The sequence below is a fragment of the Paracoccus gahaiensis genome, from assembly GCF_005048225.1.
GTDB lineage: Bacteria > Pseudomonadota > Alphaproteobacteria > Rhodobacterales > Rhodobacteraceae > Paracoccus > Paracoccus gahaiensis.
In genome coordinates this window covers 1-11979 of the sequence record NZ_SUNI01000044.1, presented here as the reverse complement: position 1 = coordinate 11979, position 11979 = coordinate 1, and the positions used below count along the sequence as shown (strand labels likewise).

The 11979-nt window shown below is 61.6% G+C and carries 8 protein-coding genes and 3 pseudogenes; 8 read left to right on the top strand and 3 right to left on the bottom strand.

Going from position 1 to position 11979, the window contains the following annotated elements; translation table 11 throughout:
* Positions 1-133 precede the first annotated feature (133 nt).
* The 6 genes and pseudogenes from FA743_RS19425 to repC form a co-directional block, all read left to right on the top strand.
* Positions 134-586 (top strand): annotated as a pseudogene (locus FA743_RS19425) (IS630 family transposase); the annotation flags it as partial.
* Positions 587-737: 151 nt separating this feature from the next.
* Positions 738-1716 (top strand): annotated as a pseudogene (locus FA743_RS19420) (recombinase family protein).
* Between the two features lie 49 nt (positions 1717-1765).
* Positions 1766-2932 (top strand): ATP-binding protein, encoded by a 1167-nt coding sequence (locus FA743_RS19415; RefSeq protein ID WP_136887715.1) that lies wholly within the window; start codon positions 1766-1768, stop codon positions 2930-2932.
* A gap of 148 nt (positions 2933-3080) precedes the next feature.
* Entirely contained in the window at positions 3081-4274 is a 1194-nt protein-coding gene (gene repA / locus FA743_RS19410) for a plasmid partitioning protein RepA (protein WP_136887714.1), read from the top strand.
* Positions 4258-5178: a ParB/RepB/Spo0J family partition protein gene (locus FA743_RS19405; protein WP_136887713.1), complete on the top strand. Its 921-nt coding sequence runs from the start codon at positions 4258-4260 to the stop codon at positions 5176-5178. Before repA ends, FA743_RS19405 begins: the two co-directional genes overlap by 17 nt.
* A gap of 213 nt (positions 5179-5391) precedes the next feature.
* Entirely contained in the window at positions 5392-6603 is a 1212-nt protein-coding gene (gene repC, locus FA743_RS19400) for a plasmid replication protein RepC (RefSeq protein ID WP_136887712.1), read from the top strand.
* A 259-nt stretch (positions 6604-6862) separates the two neighbouring features.
* On the opposite strand, the gene FA743_RS19395 is transcribed toward repC, so the two are convergent.
* Positions 6863-7108 (bottom strand): hypothetical protein, encoded by a 246-nt coding sequence (locus FA743_RS19395; RefSeq protein WP_136887711.1) that lies wholly within the window; start codon positions 7106-7108, stop codon positions 6863-6865.
* Between the two features lie 348 nt (positions 7109-7456).
* Positions 7457-7810: a DUF418 domain-containing protein gene (locus FA743_RS19390; protein WP_136887710.1), complete on the bottom strand. Its 354-nt coding sequence runs from the start codon at positions 7808-7810 to the stop codon at positions 7457-7459.
* Between the two features lie 35 nt (positions 7811-7845).
* Between FA743_RS19390 and FA743_RS19385 the strand changes: the two genes are divergently transcribed.
* Together FA743_RS19385 and FA743_RS20720 are read left to right on the top strand one after the other, a co-directional pair.
* Complete coding sequence (locus FA743_RS19385) at positions 7846-8538, top strand: TetR/AcrR family transcriptional regulator (protein ID WP_211242339.1); 693 nt, start codon at positions 7846-7848, stop codon at positions 8536-8538.
* 37 nt (positions 8539-8575) lie between these two features.
* Positions 8576-8680 (top strand): annotated as a pseudogene (locus FA743_RS20720) (IS5/IS1182 family transposase); the annotation flags it as partial.
* A gap of 151 nt (positions 8681-8831) precedes the next feature.
* Here the strand turns inward: FA743_RS20720 and FA743_RS19375 are convergent.
* The coding region (locus tag FA743_RS19375; protein ID WP_136887708.1) for an error-prone DNA polymerase at positions 8832-11979 on the bottom strand (3148 nt) is incomplete at its 5' end.

Genomic DNA, 11979 nt, shown 5'->3' with positions numbered 1-11979 from the left:
ACCATCACCGACAACCACAACGAAGGAGAAAGCTGACCAGAAAACAGCCTCGAAAAACGCCAACCCCACCGCCCAAAAACCGGCCAACGTGGTTGTCGCTCAAGGACAAGATGGTTGACGCGCTACAGCCGAGTGCGGAACCCGACCTCGCGCGCCGCGCGACACCCGCTACAAATGGGCCTATATCTTCGGCGCCGTCTGTCCATCGCGCGCCACGACCGCGGCACTTGTCATGCCACGTGTCGATACCTCGGCCATGAACGCTCATCTCGCTGAAATCGCGAAAACCGTCGCGCCGGGCGCCCATGCCGTGCTCGTCATGGACAGCGCCGGCTGGCATAACTCCAGTGCTCTACGCATCCCCGACAACATCACCATCGTGACGCTTCCGCCCTATGCGCCCGAGCTGAACCCGGTTGAGAACATCTGGGCCTATCTGCGCGCAAACGGCCTCGCCATCACCGTCTTCGACACCTACGCAGACATCGTCGACCGATGCTGCAACGCGTGGAACGCCTTCGCAAACGACCCCGAGCGCGTCCGATCAATTGCTACGCGTGAATACGCAAAAGCGGTCAATGCTTAGGGCCGTTGGTATAATTCAGCGCTTAGATACTTTTAAGCATCATCTCAGTTACTTTATGAAGAACACTGATGTCTTTTCTGAGGGTCAGTTGCAGGATCTTCCTAGATGGCGACGTGCGCAGCAAATACCCCGCAAGTGGCCTTCATCCGCTATGGACACACGGCATAAGAGCAATGCTGGCTCTCTTGCCTACGTTTACAAACGGTCGTTTATTAAAGATGTCATAAATCGCAAAAGCGCCCTCTCCAAGGGCCTGATCGGCTATGCCCCCGTCTCTACCGAAGATAGGACACCCCTGCCCCAGGTGTAGGCCCTGAAATCTGCGCGCTGCTCTGATATCCACGAAGAACAGGCCTTGGGTGGCAATCGTGCCCGGCCCGTGCTGGCCCGCGTGCTGGACCGCATCGGACGGGGCGACACGTTGGTCGTGGTGCGGATCGACCGGCTGCCGCGGTCGCTGTCGCACCTGCTGTAGGAGATTGAGCGGCTGGAAGCCAAAGGCGCATTCTTCCGCTCGATCCAGGACCCGATCGACTCCGCCTCGCCGCAGGGCAAGTTTACGCTGCAGATTCTGGGCGCCGCCGCTGAATTTGAACGCGCTCTGATCCGAGAGCGCACCAAGGCAGGGCTGGAAAGCGCCCGCAGCCCAGGCCGGATCGGTTGCAATCCCGGCCTGCGCGCCCGAGATCAGGCCGCGTTGCGCAAGGTCCGCCTCACCCGACATGACGGCTATATGGAGCGACTGGCGCAGAGCGCGACGGACTGGCTCCCCCGTGTGCGTCTCCTGCGCCCAGACATGCCGTGGCAGGACGTGCTGCGCATCATCAACGCACCCCTGCCCGAGGCCCGGCGCAGGACGCAGACGCGGCCGTTGCGCGCGGTGAACGCCTATATCTGCGACGGCTTCCTGCCCCGGTTTGTGCTGGACCGCGCCCGCCGCCGCGACGCAGATTACCGCCTGCCCGCCCTTGTCGCCGCCATCAAAAGGTGCCGATCCCGACATCACCCTGCAGGCGATCTGCGACCGGCTTGAGGCGATGCGCGAACGCACCCCGCGCGGGCGGACAAGCTGGCAGCCCTCATCCGTGAAGATGCTGCTGGAAAGGGCCAGGACGTTGGCGCTGCTGTGAAACAAAAATAACCTTGCAAAACTTCCATGTCATGGAATAATTGCAAGGCATGTACCAGCGCCGCACCAACCAGATCGTGTTATCCGCCCTTCAAAGCCAGGCGGCCGTCGTGCTCTTGGGGCCCCGGCAGGTCGGAAAAACCACTCTTGCGATGGAGATAGCCGAGCAACGCCCCTCCGTATACCTGGACATGGAGCGCGACGCGGACCGGCAGGTCCTGACCGAGCCCGATCTCTATCTAGACGAACAGGCGGGTCGGCTGGTGATCCTCGATGAGGTTCAGCAGATGCCCGGCCTGTTTAAAAGCCTCCGCGGGCAGATTGACATGCGCAGGCGCAAGGGGTTCCGCGCAGGACAATTCCTTCTGCTGGGCTCTGCATCGAATGTGCTGCTTCATCAATCCGCAGAATCCCTTGCCGGTCGCGTCCGCTATATCGAGATGCCACCCTTTCTGCTTGATGAGGTGGGCCGCGAACGGCAGAACGACCTGTGGCTGCGCGGGGGGTTTCCTGACAGTTTTCAGGCAGAGAATGACAGCGCCAGCATTGGCTGGCGCGAGGATTTTCTGCGCACATATCTGGAGCGCGACATCCCTGCCCTCGGGCCGCGAATACCGGTGACCACCTTGCGCCGCTTCTGGACAATGCTGGCACATGCACAGGGCGGGCTGCTGAATGCTGCCGCGCTGGCCGAGGGGCTGGGCGTGTCGGGTCAAACGGTTGGGCGCTATCTTGATCTGCTCGTTGATCTCATGCTGGTGCGACGCCTGCAGCCCTGGCACGAAAATGTCGGCAAGCGCCTCGTCAAATCGCCAAAGGTCTTTGTGAGGGACAGCGGCCTCGTCCACGCCCTGCTTGGCCTTGGCTCCATGGAGAGCCTGCTGGGCCATCCGGTAGTCGGCGGCAGCTGGGAAGGGTTCTGCATCGAGACCCTGATCGCCTCCGCACCCGCGGGGACCGAGCCTTATTTCTACCGAACGGCCGCAGGTGCGGAGCTGGACCTTGTTCTGAGGCTTCCCGGAAACGAAACCTGGGCGATTGAGATCAAGCGCACCACCACCCCCAAGGTGTCGCGAGGTTTTCATCTGGCGGTCGAAGATATCGGGGCTACCCGAAAGCTGCTGGTCTATGCCGGTGAACATGAGGTTCCGGCAAGCAACGGTCTGCAAGCGGTGCCGCTGGCGCGCGCGGTTGAGCATTTGCGCGCCCGCTGGTGAGCCCCGTGCAAGACAAAACATGATCGTGCTGAGCGCCCGGAAAGCAACGAAACTTAGAAAGTGCTTGCCCGAATCTGGTTGCACGGGCAATAGTCTCGAAAAATAACGCGCGATCACATAAAAAGCGCGATCACGGATCGGGGTAGATATGAGCGAAACTGAGCAGGACCTGGATATCGCCATCGGGCATTATGCGGAACTTCTCGCGTCGAATCTTCACGCTCAGCGCGCAGCCCATTTTCCACCGGACGCGAAAAAGGTCATGCGAAGCCTGACCAGTGGCGAGGCTGCAGAACTGCTGGGCGTCGACCACACCTATCTCCGCAAGCTGCATCGGGAAGGAAAAATCGCAGACGTTGAGACAACGGCGGGCAGCCACCGCCGCTATACGCTGGATGATATCTGGCAGATCCGTCATGCATTGGAAACAAACGCGAAAAAGCCCGGAACCTATGTGCCGGGGCGTTGGCAGGGTGATGAACTTCAGGTCATATCCGTTGTGAACTTCAAGGGTGGCAGCGGCAAGACCACGACCTCGGCTCATCTGGCACAGCGGTTTGCCCTCAAAGGGTATCGGGTTCTGGCGATTGATCTGGACCCGCAGGCGTCTCTGTCTGCTCTTCACGGTATCCAGCCCGAGATTGATCTGATGGAGGGCGGAACGCTTTATGACGCGGTTCGCTATGACGATCCGGTCCCTATCTCGGATGTGATCCGCAAAACCTATATACGTGGCCTCGACCTGATCCCCGGCAATCTTGAGCTGATGGAGTTCGAGCATGAAACGCCCGCAGCGATTCAGCGGGGCGGGGCGAGGGCATTCTTTGCCCGTGTCCGGGATGCGCTTGGCAGCGTTGAGGCGGATTACGACGTGGTCGTCATCGACTGCCCGCCACAGCTTGGCTTTCTGACAATGTCAGCGCTGTCTGCCTCGTCGGGTGTTCTGGTAACCGTTCACCCCCAGATGCTTGACCTCATGTCCATGTCCCAGTTTCTGCGGATGACGGCCGATCTGCTTGGGGTTATCCGGGACGCGGGTGCAAATCTGCGCTTTGACTGGCTGCGTTTTCTGCCGACGCGCTACAAGGTCGGCGACGCCCCCCAGACCGAGGTCATCGCCTTTATCCGCGGCCTTTTCGGTCGTTCCGTCCTCACGAACCATATGGTGGAATCTACCGCCATCTCTGACGCTGGTCTGACAAAGCAGACGCTTTACGAAGCGGACCGGAGAGACTTTACAAGGCAAACCTTTGATCGCGCAATCGAATCCATGAATGCCGTCAATGACGAGATCGCAGCACTTGTCCAAAGCACATGGGGACGCAATGGCAAGAAAGCCTAAACTCGGTCTGCCGCTGCAGACTCTTCGCAACGCCCCGGACGCCATGGAGGGCCGCCGTCTTCGCGGCGGCGTGTTCGAGATCGACTCGGACCAGGTCGAGACCACGGGCCGGCTTGATGATCGGCTGCAGATCGGGATCGAGGGCTTGAAGGCGTCGATTGCAAGGAACGGCCAGCGCGTCCCCATCCTCGTGCGGCCCCTGGACGGCGAGCGCTACAGTCTGATCTATGGCCGGAGGCGTCTTGAGGCCTGCCGCGAGCTTGGCATCAAGGTTCGCGCCATTGTCACAGAGATTGAGGGCGATCAGGCGCTTCGCGATCAGCTTCTTGAGAATCAGGAACGCCGCGACCTGAGCTTTATCGAGCGCGCCCTTGTCGCCGCCGCGCTGCTGGATGGCGATCACCTGAATGAGGCCGAACGGACGAACAAAGGCGTCGCAGAGGTGCTGAACCTGACCGAGGCCGGTGTTTCTCAGCTGTTGAGTGTCGTCAGAACAGTCGGAGAGGATCTTGTCCTCGCCATCGGTGCGGCGCCCGGTATCGGCAGGCCTCGGTGGGAAGAGCTTAAGAAGCTGCTGGCGGCTGCCGATGCAGACCGCGACCCGCTGATCGCGTTAGCCAATGATATCAAGGCAGCGCATTCCGGTGATGTTGACGAGAAATCCGACAAGGCGTTCCTTGCCGTTCTGTCATCAGCTCAACAATCTGGCCCACCGCTCCGCAATCGCCCGCCCGCCGTGCTGATCCCCGGCATTGGCGCGGCAACGATCGCCACCGGGCGCCGTGGCAAGCAGTTCACGCTCGACCTTAAGGCCGAGGATTCGAATTTCGTCAGCTGGTTGGAGGGCAATGCCCCGCAGTTGATAGCCGAGCTTCATGAGCGTTGGGAACGTTCAGAAGACTGAGGACGAGCAACCAACAAAAAAGGAGGCACGATACAGGCAAAAAAGAAAAAGGCCCCGTGAAGCAAGCTCCACGAGACCCTTTTTAGATTCTGCACCAGGCAAAGCCCGCTACAAACTCAGTTTTCGCACCTCTGAATGTAGCGATCTGGCCCCTACCCCGCAAGCGCAAAGCGATTCGCGGGACGTGGAATCTTTGCCTTCGTGATGGAACGCATGGAATACACCCCACTTTCACCGTTTATGCGGCCGATTTCGCATGCCAATTTGCGTGTGGTCGAAAGGACGGAAGCCACCGTCCCGGACAGGCCGATCAATAAATGGGAGCTTCTGCGCGAGCTTTCCAAAGCTCAGACCGCCTTTGGGATCACGGAACGCGATCTGACAGTTCTGCAGGGGCTTCTCAGTTTCTTTCCGCATGATGCGCTTGGCGGAAACGCGGAGATGATCGTTTTTCCGTCCAATAAGACGATCTGTGAACGCCTGAACGGTATGCCCTGCTCGACGATGCGTCGCCATCTTTCCCGACTGATCGATTCCGGTCTGTTGACAAGACGCGACAGCCCAAACGGCAAACGTTACGCTCGCAGGCATGGCGACGAACGTATTGCCTTCGGCTTTGACCTCACTCCTCTCTTTCGTCGCGCTGAAGAGATTGCGCGCGCGGCAGATGAGGTGCGCATGGCTGAAAGCAGTCTCAAACGCTTGCGGGTGATCGTAAGCCTGATGCGCCGCGATCTGGCGGCACTGGCAGAGTTCGGTCAGGGGGTGAGGCCTGATTTTGAGCTGTGGCAGCAACTGCATGACGCGGCCGATGCGGTGGCCAAAGCCCTTCGCCGCAAGCTGTCAGCCGAGGTTTTGGGCGAGTACCGCACTAAGCTTGAGGTACTGCTTGACCACGCAAGAAGCGTTATTGACGGCCCAGAAACAGAGCATCTGAACAGCAATGCTGCTCAGATTGAGCAGCACCATCATAGTTCAAATAAAGAAGCTATTGATTCTGAACCTAGCTTGGAAAAGCCCGCGCAGTGCAACAATGCGCAAAATGGTCAGGTCATCTTGCTTGATGACAGAAACGATCAGCAAGAGATGCGGCAGATGCCAAATATACCGCTTCATCTGGTCACTGCCGCCTGCCCTTCGCTTGGTGTGTTTTACCAAGGCGAGGTAAGACACTGGCATCAGCTTTTCGCTGCTGCCTGTCATATGCGACCTGCCATGGGCATCAGCCTGTCAGCCTGGGAAGATGCGCAGCGTTGCATGGGGCCGGAACAGGCATCGGTTGTCATGGTGGCAATGCTGGAGCGTTTCGCCGAAATCAAGTCGCCAGGTGGATATCTACGTGCGCTTACAACAAAGGCCGCGTCAGGCGAGTTTTCCTGTGGTCCGATGGTGATGGCGCTGATTGGAAAGCAAAGTGCGGCTTAACAGGTGTTAAGTTAGGATGTGGATGCCCAGAGGGCGGCTTCTGACTTAACACCTGTTAAGATCCACACAGTCCTAATGGCCGACAGGAATAACCGGCTGCGGTCACAGATGGAATAGCTCAAATCCAACTCCTCCTTTTGCACCGACCGAAGGTCACCCACCGCAGCAGTGCCTCCAGCAGTCCTCGACCGGTGCGTAACGCCACAACTCAGATCACAAAAACCGACAGGCCGGCCATTAGAAGACCAATTGCCAAAAACTAGGCAAACCTGAACAGCCCTACGCTATGGCATCCGAACAAAAAGCCTGCGACAACGCCGTCCACGCCGTAGACCGACAGTGAGTTCTTCCCTGCTGCCACCAGAGCACCCGGCAACCTTGTGCACTCTTTCAGCACTAAAATCATATGTTGATAGCCTGCCGCAAGCTGATGGCCACCAAGAGCAATGCCCGCGAAACAATCAAGCAACAGCAGGCCTTGTTCTGGTGCAAGAAGCTCTGCCATTGATGCGGCGCAGACGATGTTGAGGGGATGCCGGCCAGCAGCAACGACGGAAACAGTCGCCGCAAGGCGTCCCTACCGGAGGTGCCATGAACGAAGAATTTTGCCTTGCCAGCCGAGAGACCCAAGGCGAAAGGCCAAAGGCCCTAGACCAGCATCAGCAAGCCGAATGTTAAAGGCCAGCCCGCCAGCCGCGCATGCGATACTTCGGTAAGATACCGCCGTGGCTTGAGCCGGTCACTCGCTGAAACTGGCTAGGAAGCGTCAGAGACAGCGCGACAAAGGCAACCCACAGCCAGCGGGATCATGACATAACTGAGGCGCATCAACGGGCCGTCAGCCTTTCCTTGGCTAAATGATCAGGCCAAGTAATGCATAGATCAACAATATGTTGCCCGTGAAAATCGACGCTCCATGAAGGACGCCAATAGCCGCCAAGCCCGCCAAATGGCGACCATATTGTCTGGCAAAGGGCCGGTCTGCTGCGGCATGGGGACCACTTTGGATAGGAATTCCCCGGCCGATGAGACATGAAAACAGAAGGAAAAACTTGGCCTGAAACAGCGTACCGACGATGAACGCCGCGACCTGATCGTGCAATTCCGTCGCCCGGGACCTAGCTGCTTCCGTGGGCAGGGCAATAAAGACCACATTTACGACACAGGCATAGATGCCGATCATAGCCAGCAGCTGAATCAGGTTCATTGCAGTGTTGCGGGGACAAGCAGGCATGATAGCCTATGATTGAGCATCTGCTCAAATTTATTGAGCGAATGCTCAATTTGCATTATGGAGGGTGTCGGATGACCGCCAGCACAGAGCAGGAACCAAGCCGCCGGGATAAGCTGGTCGAGGCGACGGTCGCGATTATCCTAGAGGTCGGCCTGCGCGCTGCAAAAACGCGGTTTGTCACGGAACGAGCGGGCGTCGGGACCGGGTTGCTAAACCATTATTTCCGCTGGCCTGAATTGCGGGCTCTGGCATGGGCACAGCTGTTCACTGCGGTCACACAGGATCAGTTCGCCGGGTCGGGCGACCCGCAGGAGGATCTTGACCGGTATTTTTCAACGGCCTTCACGCAAGAGGTTCGAAGGTACTGGCAGCTTTGGATCGAGGCCTCGGACCTTGCTGCCTCGGACGGCCCGATGAATGCAGCGTTTCGCAGGGTCAGCGCGCAGTCGCGCAACAGGTTGCGCGATCTGCTTCGGGCGGGATGCGTTCAGGGCCTGTGGGATTTGCCTGCGCCTGACGCAACAGCGCTGCGGCTTGGTGCGATGCATGACGGGTTGGCAGGACTGCTGCTGTCGCCGGTCGCAGAGCTGGATCCGGCCCGTGCCGAAGCGCATCTGCGTAAGGCCTTTGCGCTGGAATGCCAGAACCCGCGCAGCCGAGCGGGGCAGGGGACTCCCTCAGTCCCTGACCAATCTTGCTAAACCGCTTTCGGCGCGACAGGAGTCTCGCCAGGACGGTAAGACGGTGGTGGGCCTTGCCGCCGAGGGCTTCGATCCGCAGATGATCATGATTGATGCCACGTATCTAAAGGCGCATCGCACGGCTTACAGCCTGCATGCAAAAATGTTTGTTCCGCCCCGTCTGCAAGCGTCAATTTTTGACGAGATGATCAGTCTGCGGATGCTCCGCCGCGATCCGGATCTGCACCACCCGAGGTCAACCAGCTTCCAATACGCGGCCCGGCCGGCTTGGGGCATTTCCAGGTCGGCAAGGATCACTTGAAGTCGCGTGTCTTCACCTTGACCGCATCGATGTGCAGGTCAGGAATGTAGATGTCTCGCGTGCGAGGGGTTTCGATCACAGGCGTTCGCGGATCCCGCGCTGGTGCACCGTGGTGAAATTCATCCCCTCGACCATGGGGCAGGGGGAAGGCGTCGCCTCCCTTACCGATGCTGGCCAGTTGAGCGGAAAGATCGGTGAGGCGATACACGACCAGATGCACGACGTCGCCATCGCGCTGGACGCGACCTGCGGCAGCGATCATTCCGGCCGACAGGATAATGCGGCGGTGGGCCTCGAAGACCTTTGGCCACACGACGAGGTTGGCGATGCCGGTCTCGTCCTCCAGGGTGATAAACATGGTGCCCTTGGCGGAGCCGGGACGCTGGCGGACGAGAACCAGACCGGCGATCTCCGTCCAGCGGCGGTTCGGGGCGGTCATGGCCTCGGCGCAGCTGCGGATACGGCTCTTCGTCAGGCCGGCGCGCAGGAAGGCCACCGGGTGGCGGCGCAGGGACAGGCCGGTATGGCTGTAGTCCTCGACCACCTCGCGCCCGGCAGCCATCGGGCGCAGGGAGACGGTGGGTTCAACGTGGGGCAGGGGTGGGACGACGGCACGCGGGCTGCGATCCTGCCGAGCGGGATGGTGGTGCGCTCCTGGCTCTATATCGCGCCCGGCGGGTAACAGCGCATCCTGCTCCACCGCCGCGAACAGGGGCAGGTCATCGTTGCGCAGGCCCTTGATCGCCCAGATCGCCTCCCGCCGGGCGAGGCCGAACGCCGGCAGGAACCCGTCGGCCTCAGCGATGCGGGTCAGGGCGGCCATCGGCGCGCCTGCGCGGCGGCAGAGATCGGCGACGTCGGCGAAGGGCCGGGTAGCGCGAGCGGCCAGGATGGCCCCCGCGTGGGCTTCCGCCAGCCCCTTGACCATGCGCAGCCCGAGGCGGACGGCGAAGCGGTCGTCGCCGGGGTCGCCCACCGGCTCCAGCGTGCAGTCCCAGTCCGACGTCGCAATGCAGATGGGTCGAACCTCGACCCCATGGTCCCGGGCATCGCGGACGATCTGCGCGGGGGCATAGAACCCCATTGGCTGGCTGTTCAGAAGCGCCGCGCAGAAGGCGTCGGGGTGCCAGCATTTGAGCCAGGCCGAAGCATAGGCGATCAGCGCGAAGCTGGCCGCGTGGCTTTCGGGAAAGCCGTAGCTGCCGAAACCCTCCAACTGCCGGAAGGTGCGCTCGGCGAACGCACGGTCGTAGCCGCGCTCGACCATGCCCTCGACCAGCTTGTCGCGGAACCTGGACACCCCGCCGGTGAACTTGAAGGTGGCCATGGACTTGCGGAGCATGTCGGCCTCGCCCGGGGTGAAGCCCGCGCATTCGATGGCCACGCGCATGGCCTGCTCCTGGAAGAGCGGCACGCCCAGGGTTTTGCCCAGCACCTTCTCCAGTTCCGGGGTGGGGTAGTGGACCGGCTCCAGCCCGGCGCGCCTGCGCAGATAGGGGTGGACCATGTCGCCCTGGATCGGCCCGGGGCGGACGATGGCCACCTGCACCACCAGATCGTAATAGGTGCGCGGCTTCAGACGTGGCAGCATCGACATCTGCGCCCGGCTCTCGATCTGGAAGGTGCCGAGGGTATCGGCCTTGCGGATCATCGCATAGGTGCGCGGATCCTCGGCCGGGATCGTCGCCAGATCGTAGCGGATGCCCTTGTGGGCGGCGATCAGGTCAAGCCCCCGGCGCATGCAGGTCAGCATGCCGAGCGCCAGCACGTCGACCTTCATGAACTTCAGTGCGTCGATATCGTCCTTGTCCCACTCGATGATCTGCCGGTCGGCCATGGCGGCGGGCTCGATGGGCACCAGATCGTCGAGCCGGTCATGGGTGAGGACGAAGCCGCCCGGATGCTGGCTGAGATGCCGGGGCGCGCCGCGCAGCTGTGCCGCCAGGTCCAGCAGCAGCCGCAACCGCCGGTCGCCAGGGTTCAGGCCCAACTCGCGAAGCTGATCGTCGCTGATGCCCTCCTCGCCCCAGGACCAGATCTGCCCGGAGATGGCGCGGATCAGATCCTCGGGCAGGCCCAGGGCTTTGCCCACGTCGCGCAGCGCGCCCTTGGTGCGGTAGCGGATCACCACGGCGGTCAGCGCCGCGCGGCTGCGGCCGTAGGTGCGGTAGACCCACTGGATCACCTCCTCGCGCCGCTCATGCTCGAAGTCCACATCGATGTCAGGGGGCTCGCGGCGTTCCTCGCTGATGAAGCGCTCGAACAGCAGGTCGTTGCGGCCCGGGTCGATCGAGGTGATGCCCAGCACGTAGCAGACCGCCGAGTTCGCCGCCGAGCCGCGTCCCTGACAGAGGATGCCGCGGGACCGGGCGAAGCGCACGATGCTGTTCACGGTCAGGAAGTAGGGGGCGTAGTCCAGCCGGGCGATCAGGCGCAGCTCGTGGCCGAGGCTGGCGGTGACCTCAGCCGGGATGCCCTCGGGATAGCGGGTCGCGGCCCCCTCCCAGGTCAGCGCCTCCAGCGTCTGCTGGGGCGTCAGGGCCGGGTCGTCGCGTTCCTCGGGATACTGATAGCGCAGCTCGTCCAGCGAGAAGCGGCAGCGGTCGGCGATCTGCTGTGTCCTAGCCCGGGCTTCGGGGTAGCGGGGGAACAGGCGCGCCATCTCGGCGGGGGCCTTCAGGTAACGGTCGGCGTGGCGCTCGCGGCGAAAGCCCAGGGCGTCCACGGTGGTGGTGTGGCGGATGGCGGTGACCACGTCCTGCAGGATGCGGCGGTCCGGGACGTGGAACAGCACATCGTTGGTGATCACCGTGGCCACGCCCATCCCGGCGGCGAGGGCCGACAGCTCGTGCAGGCGCAGCTGGTCGTTCGGGCGGCGGCGCAGGGTCAGGGCGAGATGTGCCCGGTCGCCGAACGTGTTCCGCAACCGGCGCAGGCGCAGGGCGCAGGTATCGTCCGCAGTGTCGGGGATCAGGATGGCCAGCAGTCCCTCGGCATGGGCCTGCAGATCGTCCCAGTCCAGATGGCATGCCCCCTTGCCCGCCCGGGCTTTGCCAATGGACAGCAACCGACACAGCCGCGACCAGGCTGGGCGGTCGGTGGGATAGACCAGCACCGACATGCCGCAGCGCAGATCCAGC

What these genes read in the sequence shown, in the direction of transcription:
- repA (WP_136887714.1), top strand. Translation starts at nt 3,081, where the DNA reads ATGAGCGAAACTGAGCAGGACCTGGATATCGCCATCGGGCATTATGCG.
- FA743_RS19405 (WP_136887713.1), top strand. Translation starts at nt 4,258, where the DNA reads ATGGCAAGAAAGCCTAAACTCGGTCTGCCGCTGCAGACTCTTCGCAAC.
- FA743_RS19390 (WP_136887710.1), bottom strand. Translation starts at nt 7,810, where the DNA reads ATGAACCTGATTCAGCTGCTGGCTATGATCGGCATCTATGCCTGTGTC.
- FA743_RS19385 (WP_211242339.1), top strand. Translation starts at nt 7,846, where the DNA reads ATGATTGAGCATCTGCTCAAATTTATTGAGCGAATGCTCAATTTGCAT.
- repC (WP_136887712.1), top strand. Translation starts at nt 5,392, where the DNA reads ATGGAATACACCCCACTTTCACCGTTTATGCGGCCGATTTCGCATGCC.
- FA743_RS19415 (WP_136887715.1), top strand. Translation starts at nt 1,766, where the DNA reads ATGTACCAGCGCCGCACCAACCAGATCGTGTTATCCGCCCTTCAAAGC.
- FA743_RS19395 (WP_136887711.1), bottom strand. Translation starts at nt 7,108, where the DNA reads ATGGCAGAGCTTCTTGCACCAGAACAAGGCCTGCTGTTGCTTGATTGT.